We start from the raw sequence: 19,110 nt of genomic DNA on the forward strand, positions 1-19,110 counted from the left end.
AGCTCCCACTGCTTGTCCGTCAGCACCTGGTACCGATCACCGGTCAGTGTCGCCACGGCGACCATAATGCATGACCGGCCCGCTGTTCGGGCTGGTCATGCAAAATCTATTGGGAGACAGGCCCTAGAGCCATACGTCAGTTTAGTGGCAGAGCTATGGTTCTTGCGCCGGAAGGGTGGCAATACGTCAGGTCATCTTGCATCGGACACGAATCATGGCGCAGTTGATCAGTGCATCCTATTCTCCCAAGGCCAGTTCGATCATTTTGGCTGTCTGGGCAGGGTTGGGCCCTCTCTATCTCGCCTTGGTTCGGGCTCGGAGGACGCACCATTGAACACCACGGCATCGTCAAACCGCACGTTCTGGGCTCGCATGAGCCCATGCTCCGGCACAGCCTCCCCAACACCCCAACCGTCCCTGGTGTCCGAGGCCAGGCGGTTGTCAAACCGACAAGCCCTCGGGCCTGTCGGTAGTTGACGACATAATGACGGGCGTGGTTCCTGAAATCTGGCTCGACGATTCAATGGACATCGATGCGCCAATCGTTAACTCGTGGTTCCGACATCATGAGGCCACCACTCAGGAGCACTGGTTCCCACCTGGCTATCGAGTTGATGGCAAGCTGTCTCAGGCCAAATCGCTGAAGTGGTTGTGCGGGTGATCTCGGACAGCACCTGCGGGGGAATCTGGGCAGCGCTTTCGATCTGAAGATGTTGGTGCAGGCGAATTTTGACGTCACCTGGATCGGATGGTGGTAGGTTGCGCCGCAACGTTCTGTGTGCTGCGTCGACGCCGGAACCCGTGTGGTAGGAGCCGTCGTTGCCGCCTCGCCAGTCCAAGGTGGAGTTGTATGCCGCGATTCGTCGGGATTCGCGGGCGGGGATGTCGGGTCGGGCGTTGGAGCGCAAGTACAACGTCTCGTATCGCACGGTTCGTGCGGCCTTGAACTCGGCGTGGCCGGCCGAACGCAAGAAGTATCCGCCGCGAGCGTCCAAGCTCGATGAGTTCAAGCCGACCATCGATGAGTGGTTGCGCACCGATCTGAATGCGCCACGCAAGCAACGGCATACGGTGCGGCGGATCTTTGCCCGGTTGATCGACGAGCAGCACATGATCGACGTCTCCTACGAGACAGTGCGTGAGTATGTGGCGACCCGGGCGCCGCAGATCCGGGCGGCGGCCGGGCGTGGCCCGGTCGAGGTGTTCATTCCCCAGACACACCGGCCCGGCGACGAGGCCGAGGTCGATTTCGGTGAACTCGTGGTCGAGCTTCGTGGCGAGCCGGTCAAGATGTTCTTGTTCTCGTTCCGGCTCTCATTCTCCGGCAAGGCTATTCATCGAATTTCGACCTCGGGTGGGCAGGAGGCGTTCTTCGAGGGGCACGTTCACGCGTTCCGCGTGCTGGGCGGGGTGCCGTTCGGCAAGGTTCGATACGACAATCTGAATGCGGCTGTCGCACAGGTCATCGGGTTGTCGCGGTTGCGTGTGGAGACGGATCGGTGGACGGCTTTCCGGTCTCATTATGATCTTGACGTTTTCTACTGTCAGCCCGGTGAGCAGGGAGCTCACGAAAAGGGCGGTGTCGAAGGCGATATCGGCTGGTTTCGTCGCAATCACCTCGTGCCCGTCCCGTCTGTGAACTCGGTAGGTGAGTTGAACGCGAAGATCGATGACTGGGACTTCGCCGATGACACACGCCGGATCGGTGCGCGCGCCCGGACGGTCGGTGAGCATTTCGAGGTCGAAAGACCACTGCTGAAACCGTTGCCGGAGGAGGACTTCGAGACCGGGTTGTGGTTCACCCCGCGGGTCGACCGGTATTCGTTGGTTACGGTGCGCACCAATCGCTACAGCGTTCCGGTCCGGTTGATCGGGCGTCAGCTGCGGGTGTTGCTGCACGCCTCACTGCTGATCGTCTACGACGGCCGGGTCGAGGTCACCCGGCACGAACGGATCGCGGGCAAGGCACAAACCCGCATGGACCTCGACCACTATCTCGAAGGGCTGATGCGCAAGCCCGGGGCACTGGCCGGGGCAACAGCGTTGGAACAGGCTCGCCTGGCCGGCAAGTTCACCGCCGCTCACGACGCATGGTGGGCCGCTGCGCGCAAAGCGCACGGGGATCGTGACGGCACCCGCGCTCTCATCGAAGTGCTGCTGTTGCACCGGCACATGCCCCACGCCCAGGTGATCGCGGGCCTCGAGGTCGCACTGTCGGTCGGCGCGCTGACCGCCGACGCTGTCGCTCTCGAGGCCCGCAAGATCGCCGACGCGACACCGCCACCACCGCCGGCAGTGGACCTCGACGTCCCCGACGCCGAGCCCACCATCGTGTCGTCGCTGACCACGCGTCGCCTGGCGCAGCTCCCACCCGATCTGAGGCCGTTGCCGTCGGTGGCCATCTATGACCAGCTGCTGCGCCGCCCGTACCCACCGAGAGAAGGAACTACCCGATGACAATCCCCAGTGCGCCGCGACGCCGCGGCATGACCGAGCAGGCCGCCGACGCGTCGATCGACCAGGCATGTCGGATGTTGCGGTTGCCGACGATTCGTCAGCAGTTCGGCGAGATCGCCGACACCGCCGAACGCGAGCAGATGTCGTATCGGGCGTTCATGGCCGAGTTGCTGCTGGCCGAGTGCGACGACCGCGCCCGACGCCGCTCCGAGCGCCGCATCCGCGCGGCCGGGTTCCCACGCGACAAGTCGTTGCGCGCCTTCGATTTCGACGCCAACCCGAGCATCGACGCCGCGCTCATCCACACCCTGGCCACCTGCGGATGGGTCGAGAAAGGGTTGCCGCTGTGTCTGATTGGCGATTCGGGCACCGGTAAGAGTCATCTGCTGATCTCGCTGGGCACCGAGGCCGCGATGAAGGGCTTCCGCGTGAAATACACCCTGGCTACCAAACTCGTCAACGAACTGGTCGAAGCCGCCGATGACAAGGTGCTGACCAAAACCATCGCCCGCTACGGTCGAGTGGATCTGCTCTGCCTTGACGAACTCGGATATATGGCCCTGGACCGCCGCGGCGCCGAGCTGCTGTTCCAGGTTCTGACTGAGAGGGAGGAAAAGAGCAGTGTCGCCATCGCATCCAACGAGTCGTTCGGGGGATGGACGAAAACGTTCACCGATCCTCGGCTGTGCTCGGCCATTGTCGATCGATTGACCTTCGGCGGACACATCATCGAGACCGGCACTCAAAGTTACCGCCTGACCCGCACCGCGCAAGTCGCCGCGCAGACCATGCCGCCGAAAGACGCAGAACAGCAGGCGCTGCAACCCCAACCCTGACCAGCTACCGCGACAACCAGGTGACGCCGAGATTCGTCTGGAATTACCTGGTCGCGCCACAATTCGGGACCATCCGGGATGTCCGATAACAGCCGCATCGGCGGCGACGCCACCGAGCTCGCCGAACTGCTCCAGTTCATCAACGACTGGCTCGCCACCGACCAGCAGGCCCGCATCCGCCTGGACCGTTTCGCTGGCCGCGCCTATTCCGCGCAATCCCTGCGCGCCGACCTCTACCGCTTCACGGCCGTGATACTCGCCGGCGCCGCCGAAGCTGACCAGGAACCCGACCCGGGCCACTGAACGACCCGGCACGTGGGTCCAGATCTGTTGATCAGGAGTCGTCGAGGTTCTCGATGCGCCGGGCCAGTTCGGGGTGGATCCGCAGCAGGCGAGGGCGGGGGCCGGGAACCGGGGCGGGCAGCAGGGTGCGGTAGTGCAGTTTCTCGGTGGGGTCGGTGATCTCGGTGCAGATCCCGGTGACGAGCACGCACCAGCGGCGGCCGGTGGCGGGGTCGGGGGCGTCAGCCTGATACGACACGACTTGGCGGTGCGGGCTCATGGTGACCGAGCGGGCCAGGAAGACGATCAGGTCGGGTCCCTCGCGCAGGTGTCCGGCCGGGTGCAGGGTCGGTAGCGCGTGGTGGATGTAGATCAGGCGCCCGACCCTCGTCTGCTCCAACAACCCTAGCGCCGTCACCAGCGGAAATACCGGCAGGTCGCCACGTTCGTTCAGTCCCGTTCCCATTCCTGACGCCCCGTTTCCGTTGCCCGGAGGCCCAGGGTTTGCTGCGCCGCGCTGGGCGTGCCGCCTGGACCGGTCCGTCTCCGGCCTCGGCCGAAGCGACCCGGCGGTGTCGGAGATGATATCGGGGGCTGTCCGCTATGGCGGGTATTCGCTGCCGTGGATGAGGGCCACGATCGCCAGACCGGTGTCGTGGATCACTGTGTCCAGGGTGTCGAGCACCGCGTCCACGCCCACACGCAGGTCTGCGGCAGCGCAGCCCTCGCCGGCGTGGGGGTCCAGCCCAGCGCGGAGCCGGTGCAGACCGAGACCGGCCTCGAACAAGTGCCCGACCAGGCGGTCCGCATGGTAGGCGAATTCGACCGGCACCGTGAGTACGTCCTCACCGACACCAGCGAACAGATCCTCGGCCATAGATTCCGTCACGAAGAACTCGCCCCGTCTCCCAATTGATCGTTCACGATCCTGAAGACGGCCAGTCCGAAAGGCGACGGCACCGATCCGGGTCACGTTTTCCCGGTCCGGCGGAGCGAGAGCACACGCTCGACACGACCGACGATCGGCCGGTGAGAACACGGGTGCCCTCCACCAACAGGTGCGTCACAACCTGTGACGTACCTGCCAGTGTGACACCACCACCCAGCTCGCACCACCACCTTCGGTCAACAGGCCCTAGCAGTGCCAGACCGCGCCAGACCCGCCAGCTTCCGGTCAACTGGACCCACACCCACCGACCCGCCCTCCGACAGCAGCAGGTGCTGTCAATTTTCGTCTGCACAAATCGCCGCTCGCGACGCCGAACGACTCCCGAATTCACCTGGAACCGCTGCCTGAATCCACCCGTCTAGCCACTGAAGCGCAGAGATCGCAGGGACGAGACAGTCGAGCTGATCAGTGCACACGCGTGGGTCGTCCGCGATCTGTGCGCGGAAGTGCCGATCGGATGGATCGCGGGGAAGGTGTGGCCGTGCCACGACTACTGCGGTGACATCATCTCAGGGCACCTGCCCGAGGACGCGGACGATCGCCCGTCCGGGCCGTTCGAGCTGTGCGTGGCTCCGCCGCGTCGAGGACAGGGGTATGGCACAGCAATGCTTACCGCGATCGCAAATCACCACGCGCTCCAGAACACCCAACTCTGGCTGAATATCGATATCAAGAACGGGCCCAGCCAGTGCGCTGCTAAGCGGGCCGGGTTCAAGCACGAATTCACGACGGCCCATTACCGGATCAAGGGTGGTGATGGTATTCGGATCGATTTGCAGAAGCACATGACCCACTTCCGTCGTACCGCTACGGGCCAGAAACCCGGTCATTGACTGAAGCGTGTACCTCTTGCTGTGCCGAGGAACCCAACTCGGCATGAGCGTGCGTTCGAGAACGTCAGATTTCCCGACGTCAACAGGTCTCGGCCCGATGGCTGACGCAAGCGTTTCGCCGGTACCCGGGAGCCGTGAGTGTAGCCGCTCGGAGTAGACCTGCCGCAGACTTCCCACTGGTCTTGCGTGACCGCGGGATGATTACGAGGGCACAGTCAGTCATGTGAACCTGCAGCGGGAATGGGCGAGGACGGCCGGGTGGCGGCGTAGAAATCGTCTCGATACGAGTCGTCGATCCGGACAGGGATTCCGAAGTCTGGTGCGTGGATCATCTTCCCGTCTCCGAGGTAGAGACCGACGTGATGCACGTCGTCGGCGGTGCCGAAGAACAGGAGATCGCCGGGCTCGATGGCGTTTGCGGGAATGCGGTGGCCGGTGTGGACTTGGTCGTAGGTGGTGCGGGGCAGGTCGATGCCGATGGTGGCGTAGGCGGCTTTAGTGAGTCCGGAGCAGTCCCAGCCGCCATTGGTTTCGGGGCCGTTGCCGCCCCACACGTACGGTTGCCCGAGTTGGGCGCACGCGAACGAGATCACCTGCACGACAGCGGGGTTGGCGGCTTGGATCGTGCGGCAGTCGCCGCTGCCCGGTGCCGGGGTGGCGCGGTAGCGGGCGGCTTGGTCGAGGACGAGTTGGACGTACCAGTCGGCGTGGTTGTAGGCGTAGAGGGCGCGGTGGAGGTCGCCGGGGGCGCCGGAGTCGCACAGGTAGAAGGCGGCGGCGTGGATGGCGTCGCTGGGGTTGTAGTGCGAGGGCGGGCTCGCCCCGCCCGCGGCCAGGGTGTGGTGTGCGGTGATCGAGTCGAAGGTGGCCTGGAGGAATTGCATGGGTCCTGCGGCGCCTGCGCTGTTTTCGCCGTCGGCGACTCCGGGGAGGCGGGAGCGGCCGTGGTCGGTCTCGACTTTGCCGATGCCGGCCAGGATGGTCCAGTCCAGTCCGGGGCAGTCCGAGGCGGCCTGGCGGTAGAGGACGAGGGTGTCGGCGGGGATGTCGGCGACCGCGTCCGGGCTCGGTGTGGATTGCCCGGCTGAGTCCGGCGCGGTGATGCCGGTGTGGGTTCGGGCGTCCTCGATCACGACGACGGTGACGGTGAACGCGCCGATTGTCACGGCGGTCATCAGCGCGAGTCCTCCGGTGCCCGCGGCGAGCCGGAACATCACAGTCTCCCGTGCTGGGGCGGGCGCGGCGGCGGGGGTGGGAGGGCGACGCGCCGGTCGACGGCGGTGCCGCTCTCGGCCTCGCTGGCTGGGGCAGGGGTGAGCGACAGGTGCGGCCAGGCGGTGGTGAGGTGGGTGAGGGTGATCCGGTGGCCTGGCCGGGCTGGTGGAGGGTGCAGCGGCAGCCACACTGTCTCGGCCGGTCCCGTTGCGGGGGTGTGGTCGGCGGCGGCGGTGGCGATCGGCACGGTGTCGGGGTGCTCGAGCCCGGCGGCGGTGGCGGCGAGTGTGGCACGGGCGGTGACTTCCCGTGCGCCGGTGGGGAGCCAGATCAGCAGCGGCGTGGTGATTCCGGTGGCGGCGGCCAGGTTCGCGTATCCGTCGAGTTTGCGGCTCAGTTGAGTGAGAGATTCTGTGCCGCAGTCGTATTCGAGGAAGAACTCCAGCGCGCCCGCGTCTCGCCGGGCGTTGGTACCAGGGATGGGGTCGAGGCGTCCGTAGCCGTCGGGACGGGACAGGTCTCCCCAAAGCCGCGCGCAGCGGGTCTGAGACCACCATGCGGTGAGGACTGGTTCGGGGTGGGTGGCGAGGGTGGTGAACCAGTCGGCGACGCCGATGTCGTGGTCGAGGTGGAGGCTGTGGGCGAGGCCGAGCGCGCGGTCGTGGCGCCAGCGCAGCTCGCGCATGTCGAGGCCGTGTTCGGCGGCGAGTACGGCGGCTCCGGCGGGGGCGAGGATCCAGTGCCAGGGTGCGGTGCCGACGGGGCGGCGGGGCCGGAATCGGTCGATGACCCCGGCTTCGTGCAGCCGCAGGAGGCGGCGGGTGGCGCGGCGGGGCGCGGTGAACGCAAGGGCTGCGATGTGGGTGGTGGTGAGGACGCGGTGCTCGTAGAGCATCCACAGCAGCCACCGGTCCCGGGCGGTGAGGATGCCGGCCAGCCTCGCCTGCCCGGCCAGCACCGGCCTAGCCGAGCGTGGGCGGTCGTGCGCGGGGGCGTGGGTTGTGGGCGGAGCGGATCGTGGAGTGGGGGTCATCGCAGTGCACCTCCGATCGGCGGCGAGGTGAAGCGCCGGGCATGGCGGGGCGGCGAGCGCCGGAAACTGTTGTGCTGGCAGGTGTTACCGGCGGCGTGGGTCGAGGCGGGGAGCCTTCGGTGCGGGCGGCGTTTCCTGGGTTGTGGGAACGGGCGGGCTTGGCGGTTGCCGGTGTGGTGTGGTGTGAGTGCGGACGGCGGCGCGGATGTGGCGGGCTCGTCCGAGGATCGGTGGGGGCAGTGGTTCGGTGGCGACGGTGCAGGGGGCGGTGTTTTGTCCGTTGACGACCAGGCGGGTGGCGGCGTGGTAGGCGTCGAGGTGGGCGAGGTCGTGTTCGGACAGTTGCGGGCTGGTGTGGCGGGCCAGGTTGTGGGCGTCCTCGGGCGAGACAGCGAAATAGATTTTGTTGCGAGCGTTGGTCGAGATCGCTTCGCGCAGTGTGGGAGTGAGCTGGCCGAGGTTCTGGTGGGCCAGGACCATGGACAGTCGCTGGGCGCGGGCCTCGGCGAGCATGTCCTCCACCGGGGTCGAGGAATGCAGGAAGTTGTGGAATTCGTCGAGGTAGAGGGCCGCGTCGCGGCGTTGTGCCTCGGGGGTGTCGGCGCGGGAGGTGGCGGCCTGCCATGTGCGTGCGACCAGAAGCGCGCCGAGTAGCCGGGTGGTTTCCTCGCCGAGGCGGCCTTTGGGCAGGCGGGCGAGGACCAGCCCGCCGTGGTCGAGTACCGCGCGCAGGTCGACGGTCGCGGGCCCGCCTGCCAGTGCGGCCTTGACGAACGGGCGCAACAGCAGGTGGCGGAGTTTGTTGAGCAGCGGGGCGGTGAGCTGGCCGCGTCCGGAGTCGCCGAGGCTGTCGAACGCGCGCCAGAATCGTTGCACGACAGGGTCTTTGACGCCGGTGGTGAGGCGGGCGCGGTAGGTGTCGTCGGTGAGGAGACGTTCGACGTCGGCGAGGGTGGCGGGTCGGGGCTGGGTGCAGACGGTCTTGAGGCTGTTGCGGAACAGGTCGTCGGTGCGCGGGCCCCAGAACTGGTGGTAGATCCGCGCGAACACGGTCCCGACGTTGTCCACGGCCAGGTCGAGGTCTCCGCCGAAGGTGATCACATCGAGGGGATTGAGGCACGGTTCCGGGCTGGTGGAGGCGGCGTCGAACAACACCACCCGCTCCGCACTGTGCTGGGGCAGGCGGGCTACGACGTCGGTGACGAGGTCGCCTTTGGGGTCGATCAGGACCAGCCCGCGGCGAGCGTCGGCGTCGGCGAGGATCATCCGGCCCAGCAGGGTCGATTTCCCGCATCCGGTCGGGCCGAGGATGTGCACGTGGTGGCGGGCGTCGGCGACGCGCATCGCGACGGGGCGGCCTCGCTGGGCGTCGGCGCGGCCGAGCGGTTTGGTGCCGGGTCCGCCGAAGACGACGACCTCGCTGGGCGCCAGGGCGCGGGCTCCGGCCCGGTGGATCTCGGCGATCGCCGGATCGGTGGGCAGGTGCGCGAGTACCGCCAGCTCCGGGCCCGACAGCAGATCACCGCGACCGAGCCGTCGTGCGGTGAGCGCCTCCCGCAGGCGGGGATGGCGGCGGCGACGGTAGTGGTTGTGGCCCGAGGCTCCCGACAGATACGACGACACCGCGTGCGCGCGGCCTCGCACCATCGCGGCGACCCGCGCGCAGGTCTGCTTGTCGGCGTCGGCCGGGACGGGCGCGGTGACGGCGTAGCGCACGACCGTGGCCCACTGCGGCCCGAGTGCCTTGCCTGCGGCGGCGTGATCTCGCGCGGACTGCTCCAGGCTCACCTGCCGATCACCCGGCCCGTACCCGCGCTTCGGTTGCGGGCGGGCCGGTGTCCGGCTGCCGCGCACCGGGCCTGGCAGGAACAGGCCCAAGAAATCCCGCAGGAAATCAGTAAGGAGCCCGGCGAATGCTGTTGGTGTGCCGGAGCTGGCGGTGTGCTGGTCGGGTCTGGTGGTGACAGGGCGGGCGAGGACTTGCACGCAGGCGGTGGTGCCGGGTTCCATCGCGGAGGCGGCGTTGATCAGGGTGGCGGCGGGGTCGCCGGGGAAGGCGGTGCGGATGGGCCAGCGGGCGTGTCGCGTGAGCCGTAGTTCGCCGCCCGCGAGCAGGCTGGGCTGTCGGGCAGGGGTTACCGGTAGCGGTGGCGCGGCGTCGGTGGTGTGGGTGCGGGCCCCGCGCCAGGCGACGGTGACGGCGTTCTCCACCAGATGCGGCGGGACACACGAGGGCACCCACACGCGGATGCTCGCGCCTTCGCCGGGACTGATGCGGTATTCGAACCCGAGCAGATGCTGCCCGGACCACCACCGCTGCCACCAGCGGCGGGCGAGCGCGCCGTGCAGGTGTTCCCAGAACACCTGCGCGCTGTCGGGAGCTACCTGCGGCGGGACCAGGATCTCCACCTGCCGCGCCCCCTCGGCCCACCGCTGCTCGCGGCGGCGACGGACCCACACGGACACAGCGACGCCGCCGAGGACAACGGCGGCCACCGTGGCGGCGAGGAGTACCGCGTGTCCGGCGGCGGTGAGCAGGTGCGGCAGGTGCGGGCCGGGACGGGTGAGCAGTTCCCCGATGAGCCCGCCGTGACTGCCGGGACCGGGAGTCGGCTGGGCGCGCAAGTCGGTGTGCATCATGCTGCCTCCTGCTGCGGCTGGTGGCCTTGGCGGACGGCGGCCTCCTGCGCGGGCTCGTGGTCGAGGCCGAAGTGCCGGGGTCGCCGACGCCGGCATCTATGTCGCCGGTGAATTCGTCGGCGCCGAGGTCGATGTGGCTGTCGCCGAGGTCTGCGGGGAGGTCCAGGTAGCCGAACTCGTCGGTGCCGGGCAGGTCGTATTCCGGTGACGTGGTGGCGAGCTGGTGTTCGGCGAGCGAGGCGACCGAGCCGAAGACGGTGCGCTGGTGGGCTCCGACGGCGAGTAAGCCCTGGCCGCGGTCGGCGGCGAGCAGGAAGCGCCGCTCGCCCTCGGACAAGGCGAAGGCGTCGCCGACCTGGTCGATCGCCTGCGGGGCTTGCCGGAGCAGGACCTGGGTGGCGGCGTTGGCGACGATCGCCTTCCCGAGATCGGTGGACAGGACATCGGCGGCGTCCTGGGTGGCGACGGTGAGTCCGGCGAAGTATTTGCGCGCGGATTTCGCCAGCCGGTACAGGAACTCCGCCCCGGTCGGCTGCCGCATGAGCAGCCAGGCTTCATCGACCACCACCACCCGCGCTCGCCGCAGGCCGGGGTCGCTGACGCGCCGCCAGGTCGCGTCCAACGCCAGCAGGGTGCCGATGGTTTTCAGTTCAGCAGGCAGCTCGCGCATCGAGTACACAATCAACTCGCCGTCGACCTGGTGGCTGGTCGGGCCGTCGAGTAGCCCGGCGAACGCACCTCCCGCGACGTAGGGGGCGAGCCCGGCCGCCAGGTCGGCCGCGACCGGGTCGCCGGTGGCGGCGAGCTGGTCGCGCAGCATGCTCAGCGTCGGCGCGGGCCGGACCCAGCTGGCCGGGTCGTCGGTGATCCCGGCCGCCGCATAGGTGGCGGTGACGGCGGTGTCCAGGGCGGCGCGCTGGGCGGAGGTTTGCTCGCCGAGCAGGACCGCGATCACTGTGTGCAGATGCAGTTTCCGCCGCAGCAGCGCGTCGGCGGGGGCGGTGCGGTGACCGGTGCGCTGGTCGAGGTGGATGTCGAGGTCGAAGGGGTTGATCCGGACTCTGGGGGCGCCGAGGCGCAGGTGGGTGCCACCGAGCGCGTCGCACAGGGCGGCGTATTCGTCTTCGGGGTCGATGACGACGGTCTCGATCCCGCGATACAGCGACCGCAGAATCGAGGTCTTCGCCAGATAGGACTTGCCGGCACCGGACCGGCCGAGGATGACCTCGTTGTGGTTGTGCATCCCAGGGGCGAAGCGGTCGTGGAACAGCAGCCCGGCCGCGCCGTCGCGCCCGTACAGCACCCCGGCCGGGTGAGTGGAGATCGGGTCGTCAGGCGGGAGTTGCGCGGAGGCGAACGGGACGGCCGCGGCGAGGGCGTGACTGTCGAAGGTGCGGTGCAGCCGCACCGGATCCAGGCCCAGCGGCAACGTCGCCGTCCACCCGTGCACGGCGCGGTAGGTGAGCGGGCAGGTGTCGATCAGCAGACTCGCCGCCAGTGTCCGCAGCGCGGTGACCTGTCCGGCGAGTTCGTTCTCGGTGTCGGCGTGGACGGTCAGATACAGTCCCGCGCGGAACAGGCGGGACTCGCCGCGGGCGAGCTGGGCGGCCAGGGCGGCGGCGTCTTCGGCGGCGACCTCGACCGCCGGATCACCGACCCGATTATTGACCGCCGCCGACGCCAGCGAAGATTCCAGGCGCGCGATCTGGCGGCGTAACCGCACGGCAGCTTGATGCGGGTCGATCGGGGAGATGTGCAGGGCGATGTCCACCCGGCCCCCGAACGCGGCCAGCGGCGCGAGCCAGCCGGGCGTGACTTCGCGCGGGTAGCCGGTGACCGCGATCGTGGCGACGTGGTCCGAGCCCACCTGAAGATGCCGCGCACCGATGGTCAACGACTCCGGCGCGAACTCCACACTCCCACCCCGGCGTGATACTCGGCCATAACGGACCCGGCCGCGTGCCCGGCGGCGAGGTGCCGCGTCCGGCTCGTGCTCGTCGTCGACGTCCGTCACGTCGAACCAGGCGCCGCTGAACTCGCTGGCTGAGCTGGTGATGATCTCGCCAGGTCCGGCAGCGTCGGGTGCGCCGAACGGAACGAGGCTGGCGGGGTTGGTGCAGCTGGTCAGGATCGCTCGCGCTTGCGTCTCGTCCAGGGCCCGCACCCCGACCCCGAGGGGAGCGAGTAGATCGGTGGCGTCGCTGACGCGGGCGAGCAGCCGGGTTTCGGCGGCGTGGCGGGCCTGGGCGGAGAGCTGGCGGTCGCGGCGGCCACGCGGGGTGAGTCCCCCCAGTGGTGAGGTCGCCAGCCGGGTCGCGGGGTCGACGGGTTCACGCCACACCAGCAGGACTTGGCGTCGGGCGGTGGTGTCGTCGTCGGCCAGCTCGGCCAGGTATCGGGCGTGGTCGCGGGCGTACTCGGCCACTTCGAGCGGCATCTGTTCGGTCGCGGTGTGCAGGTCGGTGAGGTGGCCGGTCACGTCCAAGCGGATCGACCGCAACAGGATCTGCACCCCGTGCCCGGACAGACTCTGCAGCCAGCCCGCGAGCGCGCTCACCAACCCGGCCTGCTCGGCAGGGGTGCGCAGCGTGAGGTTGAGGGTGGACGCGGCGGCGATCACCGCGATCCCCTCCTCCCCGAGATCGACCACCCCGGCCCCGCCGCCGAGGCCCGTGCCCGGCGTGACTGCCCCCGGCAGGGTGACGGTGCGAGAGGTAATCGGGTGCGCGGTGGGCGGGCGCGGCCCGTGCGCGCGGTCGTTCACCCAGCGCGGCACCGCCGCGCCCTGGCCGTCGTCGCCGGGCTGCGCGGCGATCAGGTGCCGGGCCCGCGCCCGGTGGCGTAGCCCAGCCACGAGCAGCTGATCCCCGGTGAGCCCGTCGCGGGTGGTGAGCACGAGCGCGGTCGCGACCGCTGCGACCGGGGCCGCGAGCCCGGTGAACATCGTGATCGGCAGCATCGTGCGGGTGCTCGCCCACGCCAGCAGCAGGACCAGCCCGGTCGCGGCGAGCAGGGCGAGTTGGCGGGCGGTGAACGGGCCGACGATGCGGTCGGGCCGTTCCACATCCGAGGGAATGCGATAGGAGTTCACCTGGAACCTCCTCCGGTATCGCGCCGCAGGCGGCGGCGCACGGGCAGGTCGGGAAGCGGAAGATGCAACTGCCGACCGGCGGGCCGGGGCGCGGGCGGCGCGATCCAGGCCGGTGCGGGCGGCGGGGCCGGTCGCCGGACCCGGGTCACGCCCAGCGGCAGGACGTACTGGCCCTGCGCGGTCACTTTCGGGCGCGCGTAGACATCCCGAGGTTGTGCCGGTGGTGAGGACTGTTGCGGGGGTGGGAACCGCAGCGCCAGCTGGCGGCCCTTCGCGGCGCGCCGCTCCGCCGGTACGCCGCTCGGAGGACCGGCCGCGGGCGTGGCATTCGCCGGAGACGGACGACGTCGTGCCGGAGGCTTCGTGGCGGGGGTGGCGTAGAACAGGGCGTACTGGCCGTCCGGTCGGGGCGCTTCGCGCGGGAGCGGCCGGGCAGGTCTGGACAGGTGCAGCTCCAGCTGGCGGCCAGTGGTTGATGACGGCCGCGAGCCTGGGCTTCGGTGACCGGATGTCGGATCGGGTGGCAGTGGTGGCGGTGATTTCCGGGGAGTGCGGGTGAGGCCCTGCAAGGGCAGCAGCATCTGCCCGTTGGCGGCGGTCTGCACGTGCCGGTAGGGATCCGAGGCGTCGCTCTCGGGCTTGCGCGAGGTGGATTTGCGTGTGGCGGTGGTGGATCGGTGGCGGAGCAGCCCGAAGGTCTTGTAGGTGAGGTAGCTACGGACCATGCCACCGGCCAGGGAGCGGCCGGAGCCGATCCGCATCGCCGAGAGCATCCAGAACGGGGTCTTTGCCAGCACCCCGACCAATGCGATCGCGACGATCAGGTCCACTATTCCGCCGTCGGAGTCGCTCGACATCCGCCAGCCGCCGGGGGTGAGGAACACGCGGGTCGCGGTGATCAAGGTCAGGCTCTGCACGAACTGGATGGCCAGGCAGGCCCCCATCGACCGCCACCACCAGCGGGCGATCGGCTCGGTGACCGGCAGCGCGTGACACATCAACGCCAGCGGTGCGGCCACGATCAGCACGATCGTCACCGCGACCCGGATCACGTACCCGACCAGCAGACCGACGACCAGCACGACGAGCACCACCGCCAGCAGCAGCCCGAACAGGCCGATCATGCTGTCGGAGTTCACGGTCACCAGCTGCCGTAGCGCCTGCCCGGCCGAGTCGGGATCGACGCCGTCCCCGGCGACCGCGACCGACAAGGTGTTCGCGGCTCGCACGGCCTGGGTGATTAGCGGGAAGCTCAGCGCGGCGGCGATCATGCCCAACACCAGGCCGGGGGCGATCTCGCGTAGCGACCACCGTTCCTGCAGAGTTTGATACGACATCAGCAGCAGTCCGGCGGCCATCACCAGCAGCCCGTACAGGGTGAGGGTGATCTGCCACGACGAGGTCCACAACTGACCGACTCGCGGCAGGCTCGCCGGGTCCGGCGTCGCCAGCAGGGTGGTCGACAGCAACTCCAGCAGCGGGTTTAGCGCCGAGGACACCAGCGTGGAGAAGAACCCGTCCATCGCCTTGACCACGCAGCCGCTGATGTTGTCCAGGCCGCACTCGGGTTCGGGAGCGGCGAGCGGACCTTGCCGGGTCTCAGGCTGCTGAGCGCACCCGCCGCTGGTCTGCGCGCACGGCAGTCCCGGCGGCGGTGCCGGTGCCGTCGGTGCGGTGGTCGGCGGGGTCGGTGCCGCCGGTGTGACCGGTGCCGGTGTCTGCGGGCGGGGGACGGGCACGGCCGGGGAGGTCGCTACCGGTGGCGGCGTGGTGGTATCCGGGCTCGCCCAGACCGGGGCGACTCCGGCCGTACAGATCAGGACGGGCAGCACCATCAGCAGCCAGCACCGCCGCACTTCTCGCAGCGGGCCGTGCCGGGCCGGACGGGCGGACACGGTGATCGGCATGGCTCAGCCCCCCACGAGTGACTTGAGGACGGCCACGACGACTGGGGCGAGGATGGCCAGGCAGTAGCCGATCATCGCCGCGCGCAGCGCCGCCTTCGCGCGTTCGACCTCGCCGGCGTCCCCGCCCGAGAGCAGGTATCGGGCGCCGCCGACCGTCAGATAGGTCGTGGCGATCGTGGCCAGGATCGCGACCAGCCAGTTGCGGAGATTGTCGGCGACCTCGTTGAGCGACCCCGCTACAGCCAGCACCTCCGGTGCGGCGTGGGCCCGGCCCGCCGCCGCACACACGGTGACGACGATGAGGGCCTCGGCGGTCGCGATGCTCCGGGCCCGGTGGTGAGAACGGCGGCGGGTGTGGTGCGAGCCGGAGGCCTGAGCGGTCGAGGGCGGGGTATCGGGGGAACGGGGGGTTATGCGCATCGGGGGTTTTCCTCCGCGGTGGTGGGGTCCGCGCTGGGCACGGACTCGGGCATGGGGAGGACTCCTGGTCCGCGCCGGTGTGTGGACATTGGTCGTGCGGAGTCCCGTCGCTGAGTCGCTGGTGCGGGGTGCGGCGTGAGGTGATCGAGCGCAGCGGTTTCGACGTCGCTGGACGTTTGTGTGTCGGCGAGACGCTGGCGTAGCCACACCGCAAGGCGTTGTTCGGCACGCCGGCGGCGTTTGGCGAGTGCCTCGTAGCCGGTCGCGGTTTCGGCAGCGACGTGGGTGAGCCGCCGGTGGTTCAAGCGGGTGTCGGCGATCAGTATCGCGTCGGTGGTGCTGATCACGCCCTCGCCGACGGCGAGGGCCAGCAGCTGCTCCGGATGCCCGTGGGGCGGGGAGGAGACGATGTGGTCCTTGTCGGGGATCGGGCCGTCGTTGAACCACAGCACCGGGATCGGTGCCTGCTTGCGCTCACGTACCGGCGGGCAGGTCCGATGAAAGGTGGCCCACCGCAGCCGACTTGCGACGTTCGGGCGTGTCAGGTCGATCTGCGAGACCGCGTCCAGGAATGCCACAACCACCATCGACTCGGTGTCGGCGCGATGGGCCGGGTGCCCGCACAGCCACGCGGCGACCTTGTGCAGCATCGGCAACGCGGTGCCCACGCAGATCAGCACCGCGGTTTCGTCCCTGGTCCGCGCTTGCTCGATCAGCTGTACCCAGACCGCATCGACCTCCCCGGCCGGAACGCGCGGAGACAACAGCCGCCCGGCCATCCGCCCGGCTTTCATCCGGTCCCAGCCCGGCGGCAGGCCCCCAACCGGCCGATCCGCCAGCTCACGGAACCGTTTCCGGATCACTGTCAGCGGCCTCGGCGCCATACGGCCTTCGGGCGTTGGTGAATTCGACATCGCAACTCCTGTGCTCGGTGAATTCGACCGGACAAGGAAATGTGACGGCGTCCACACAACCGTGTCAGAAGAACCTCACAACGAATTCAAAAGAATCTCCGAGCTAATTCACCACCAGATTCAGGCACTGGTAAACCCGGGGTGAGGCAGCGGCGCACGCCCTATCGGCCCTCGGGTCATGAAATGGCTGCTACCTGCGATGAATGTGTCGTGTTGCGCCGGTGTGGCACCGGCGCGCGACTGTCACACCAGTGCCACACGAAACCCGTGTCACCCAACCTCGAAAATCTTTGACCGGACGCCGAACCGCAGCGGCACCTTGCCGTCGCGGATCTCCTTGCCGACTGTCGACGCTGCTGTGCTCGGGATGGTCGAAAAGAATTTCTCTCGATGGATGTCCGGAAACCGGTCGCGGAACAGAGTCCTCCCGCTGAACCACCCCTGTTCACTCGCCGACCGGAACGAGGTACATCCCGATGACCGCACGCAAGCCCGCCCGCACGAGCCGACCCCGCACCGCGACCGCAGTGACCCACTCGACGCTGTGGGCGTGCGGGCCCACCCCTATCGAGGTGGCCGACTCCTGGCCGCCCCGCGTCCTGGCCCGGAGTCTGCTCGAATACAGTGCCCCCGACGACCGCGTCCTGCTGATGCCGCGCACACCCGCCGCCGAGCGCCTGGTCGGTGACTTCGGCCGCATCCTCGCACCCGCACCCGGGCAGACCCAGCTCGCCGACACCGACCTGATCATCGCCGCGACCCTGCCGGGCACGCCCGGCCTTCGCCCCTGGATGGTGGCCGACGTGGCCGCATCCCGGCTCCGGGCAGGAGGACTGCTGGTGGTCCTGACCCGCAGCCACCACGACCACGACGGTGTGTTCCACAACCTGACCGGCGACCTGGTCACCGCCGCCCAGAACACCGATCTGCTCTATCTGCAACACCTCGTCGCCGCCCCCATCCACGACGACGAGATCGTCCCCACCCCCGCACACCCCGGCCCCGCCGAGAGTCCGGCCGGTTCCGGCGACCCGGGCGACCCTGGTGAGACCGGCCCGGCCGAGGTGGCCGCCACCGAACCAGTGCACATCGATGTCCTGGTCTTCCTCCAACCCCATGACCTCACCGCCACCGCATGAGACCCGGACCCCGCCCGTCCGCGCCCCCAGCGCACCATTGCTCGCTACCGAAAGGTGATCCGCACATGTCTGCCCCCGACACCATGCCCAGCCACACTCCGGACATCACCCCGACGCCGGTGTCGGTGTGGGCGACCGCCCAGGCCAGCCCCGCTGCCCAGCGCGGTTCCCGCTACACCCGCGACTCGTCGGCGCACCCGGCGAAAATGCTGCCGCGCATCGCCGCCGAGGCCATCACCCGCTACAGCAACCCCGGCGACCTGGTGATGGACCCCATGTGCGGCATCGGCACCACCCTGGTCGAGGCCGTCCACGCCGGCCGCCGCGCCATCGGCATCGAGTACGAGAACCGCTGGGCCGCGATCGCCCGCGACAACCTCGCCCTCGCCGCCGACGCCGGGCACGACACCGAAGCAGTCGTCTACACCGGCGACGCCCGCAAACTCGCCATCGTGCTGCCCGAGGAGCTGCGCGGCGCCGTCGACCTGATCGTCACCTCGCCCCCGTACGGCGACTCGATTCACGGGCACGTGCGGGTCCGTGCCGGGGAAGGAGTCCGTAAACGCAATCACCGCTACGGCAACACCCTCGATCGCGGCAACCTCGCCAACGTCGGCGTGCCCCGCCTACTGTCCGGATTCACCCGCATCCTCACCGCCGCCGCCGACTACCTCACACCCGGTGGTCACGTCGTGGTCACCGCCCGCCCCTGGCGGCAGCACGCGGAGCTGGTCGATCTGCCCTCGCTGCTCACCCGCTGCGCCGCCACCGCCGGGCTGGTGCCCGTCGACCGCGCCGTCGCGCTGCTGGGGAGGCTGACCAACAACGACATCGTCGCGCACCCCAGCTTCTTCCAACGCGATTTCGTCCGCAAAAATCGTGCCGCGGGCCTGCCCCTGGCACTCATCGCACACGAAGATGTCCTGGTCTTTCGCGCCGAGGCAACTCACAGGACCACGCCTGAAGCCAGCCGCTTCCGACCACACTCGACGCTGCGAGCCATCCCGTCGCAGGAGACGGGACAAGCCGGAGACCTGGCAGCTTAATCCCCAACGATCTGGCCCCGGGGGAGCGGAGAGACGCTCCGCCCCCGGGGTCAACGGATCTTCGTAACGCCAGACGACGCCCCGGCCGACCGAACCGTTCGGCCCCGGCGGGCCCGGCGCGGTAGCCGGGGAGCCGGTGGCCCGTTGTGGTGCCCAGGATTGCCCGCTGTGCGTGTCGACGATGGTTTCCGAATACGAATACGGCCCCGGGGATCGGTGGCCGACAGCGGCGCGGCAAAAGATTCCGCTTGACAAATTCGGGTTCACGGAGCGTCCATTACGGTCCGCGCCGACATTTCACCGATATCGGAATCGGCACACCCGTTTCACGGAATGAGTGACGTCTCC

16 protein-coding genes are annotated in these 19,110 nt (G+C 68.9%); 7 read left to right on the plus strand and 9 right to left on the minus strand.

Annotated elements, in window-relative coordinates:
• Positions 1–493 precede the first annotated feature (493 nt).
• The 4 genes from IU476_RS27345 (at position 494) to IU476_RS27360 (ending at position 3,596) form a co-directional block, all read left to right on the plus strand.
• A complete protein-coding gene (locus tag IU476_RS27345; RefSeq protein ID WP_195104841.1) occupies positions 494–661 on the plus strand; it encodes a hypothetical protein in 168 nt (55 codons plus the stop codon).
• A 158-nt stretch (positions 662–819) separates the two neighbouring features.
• On the plus strand, positions 820–2,457 hold the full coding sequence (istA, locus tag IU476_RS27350; protein ID WP_195104843.1) for an IS21 family transposase: 1,638 nt from the start codon (positions 820–822) through the stop codon (positions 2,455–2,457).
• Complete coding sequence (gene istB, locus IU476_RS27355; protein ID WP_195104845.1) at positions 2,454–3,293, plus strand: IS21-like element helper ATPase IstB; 840 nt, start codon at positions 2,454–2,456, stop codon at positions 3,291–3,293. The genes istA and istB overlap by 4 nt, the downstream gene beginning before the upstream one ends.
• Positions 3,294–3,371: 78 nt before the next feature.
• The gene (locus tag IU476_RS27360) at positions 3,372–3,596 is read left to right on the plus strand and encodes a hypothetical protein (protein WP_195104847.1); all 225 of its coding nucleotides are present in this window, start codon (positions 3,372–3,374) and stop codon (positions 3,594–3,596) included.
• A gap of 31 nt (positions 3,597–3,627) precedes the next feature.
• Here IU476_RS27360 and IU476_RS27365 read toward each other — a convergent pair whose 3' ends face one another.
• The gene (locus IU476_RS27365; protein WP_195104849.1) at positions 3,628–4,041 is read right to left on the minus strand and encodes a pyridoxamine 5'-phosphate oxidase family protein; all 414 of its coding nucleotides are present in this window, start codon (positions 4,039–4,041) and stop codon (positions 3,628–3,630) included.
• 135 nt (positions 4,042–4,176) lie between these two features.
• Complete coding sequence (locus tag IU476_RS27370; RefSeq protein WP_195104851.1) at positions 4,177–4,464, minus strand: hypothetical protein; 288 nt, start codon at positions 4,462–4,464, stop codon at positions 4,177–4,179.
• A 533-nt stretch (positions 4,465–4,997) separates the two neighbouring features.
• On the opposite strand from IU476_RS27370, the gene IU476_RS37250 reads away from it, so the two are divergent.
• Positions 4,998–5,357 (plus strand): GNAT family N-acetyltransferase, encoded by a 360-nt coding sequence (locus IU476_RS37250; protein WP_369123138.1) that lies wholly within the window; start codon positions 4,998–5,000, stop codon positions 5,355–5,357.
• 215 nt (positions 5,358–5,572) lie between these two features.
• Here the strand turns inward: IU476_RS37250 and IU476_RS27380 are convergent, their stop codons facing one another.
• From IU476_RS27380 to IU476_RS27410, 7 genes are all read right to left on the minus strand, one after another.
• Positions 5,573–6,532 carry a C40 family peptidase gene (locus IU476_RS27380; RefSeq protein WP_228824428.1) on the minus strand — a complete coding sequence of 320 codons (960 nt, stop codon included), beginning with the start codon at positions 6,530–6,532 and terminating at the stop codon, positions 5,573–5,575.
• A gap of 38 nt (positions 6,533–6,570) precedes the next feature.
• Positions 6,571–7,605, minus strand: a complete 1,035-nt coding sequence (locus IU476_RS27385; protein ID WP_195104855.1) for a replication-relaxation family protein — start codon at positions 7,603–7,605, stop codon at positions 6,571–6,573.
• Positions 7,606–7,689: 84 nt separating this feature from the next.
• The gene (locus IU476_RS27390) at positions 7,690–9,393 is read right to left on the minus strand and encodes a type IV secretory system conjugative DNA transfer family protein (RefSeq protein ID WP_195104857.1); all 1,704 of its coding nucleotides are present in this window, start codon (positions 9,391–9,393) and stop codon (positions 7,690–7,692) included.
• 106 nt (positions 9,394–9,499) lie between these two features.
• A complete protein-coding gene (locus tag IU476_RS27395) occupies positions 9,500–13,336 on the minus strand; it encodes a TraG/VirB4 family ATPase (protein WP_195104859.1) in 3,837 nt (1,278 codons plus the stop codon).
• Complete coding sequence (locus IU476_RS27400; RefSeq protein WP_195104861.1) at positions 13,333–15,243, minus strand: TrbL/VirB6 family protein; 1,911 nt, start codon at positions 15,241–15,243, stop codon at positions 13,333–13,335. Before IU476_RS27400 ends, IU476_RS27395 begins: the two co-directional genes overlap by 4 nt.
• Positions 15,244–15,246: 3 nt before the next feature.
• Positions 15,247–15,663: a pilin gene (locus tag IU476_RS27405; protein WP_228824429.1), complete on the minus strand. Its 417-nt coding sequence runs from the start codon at positions 15,661–15,663 to the stop codon at positions 15,247–15,249.
• Positions 15,654–16,577 (minus strand): hypothetical protein, encoded by a 924-nt coding sequence (locus tag IU476_RS27410; protein WP_195104863.1) that lies wholly within the window; start codon positions 16,575–16,577, stop codon positions 15,654–15,656. The genes IU476_RS27405 and IU476_RS27410 overlap by 10 nt, the downstream gene beginning before the upstream one ends.
• 476 nt (positions 16,578–17,053) lie before the next feature.
• Here IU476_RS27410 and IU476_RS27415 point away from each other — a divergent pair, with 476 nt between their 5' ends.
• Positions 17,054–17,716: a hypothetical protein gene (locus IU476_RS27415; protein ID WP_195104865.1), complete on the plus strand. Its 663-nt coding sequence runs from the start codon at positions 17,054–17,056 to the stop codon at positions 17,714–17,716.
• Positions 17,717–17,781: 65 nt separating this feature from the next.
• Positions 17,782–18,762, plus strand: coding sequence for a TRM11 family SAM-dependent methyltransferase (locus IU476_RS27420; RefSeq protein ID WP_228824430.1), 981 nt, complete (start codon positions 17,782–17,784; stop codon positions 18,760–18,762).
• Positions 18,763–19,110 lie beyond the last annotated feature (348 nt).

The sequence above is a fragment of the Nocardia blacklockiae genome (assembly GCF_015477355.1).
In the GTDB taxonomy this organism is placed as follows: domain Bacteria; phylum Actinomycetota; class Actinomycetes; order Mycobacteriales; family Mycobacteriaceae; genus Nocardia; species Nocardia blacklockiae.

What these genes read in the sequence shown, in the direction of transcription:
- IU476_RS27420 (WP_228824430.1), top strand. Translation starts at nt 17,782, where the DNA reads ATGTCTGCCCCCGACACCATGCCCAGCCACACTCCGGACATCACCCCG.
- IU476_RS27385 (WP_195104855.1), bottom strand. Translation starts at nt 7,605, where the DNA reads ATGACCCCCACTCCACGATCCGCTCCGCCCACAACCCACGCCCCCGCG.
- IU476_RS27410 (WP_195104863.1), bottom strand. Translation starts at nt 16,577, where the DNA reads ATGTCGAATTCACCAACGCCCGAAGGCCGTATGGCGCCGAGGCCGCTG.
- IU476_RS27380 (WP_228824428.1), bottom strand. Translation starts at nt 6,532, where the DNA reads ATGACCGCCGTGACAATCGGCGCGTTCACCGTCACCGTCGTCGTGATC.
- IU476_RS27400 (WP_195104861.1), bottom strand. Translation starts at nt 15,243, where the DNA reads ATGCCGATCACCGTGTCCGCCCGTCCGGCCCGGCACGGCCCGCTGCGA.
- IU476_RS27415 (WP_195104865.1), top strand. Translation starts at nt 17,054, where the DNA reads ATGACCGCACGCAAGCCCGCCCGCACGAGCCGACCCCGCACCGCGACC.
- IU476_RS27405 (WP_228824429.1), bottom strand. Translation starts at nt 15,663, where the DNA reads ATGCGCATAACCCCCCGTTCCCCCGATACCCCGCCCTCGACCGCTCAG.
- IU476_RS27365 (WP_195104849.1), bottom strand. Translation starts at nt 4,041, where the DNA reads ATGGGAACGGGACTGAACGAACGTGGCGACCTGCCGGTATTTCCGCTG.
- istB (WP_195104845.1), top strand. Translation starts at nt 2,454, where the DNA reads ATGACAATCCCCAGTGCGCCGCGACGCCGCGGCATGACCGAGCAGGCC.
- IU476_RS27360 (WP_195104847.1), top strand. Translation starts at nt 3,372, where the DNA reads ATGTCCGATAACAGCCGCATCGGCGGCGACGCCACCGAGCTCGCCGAA.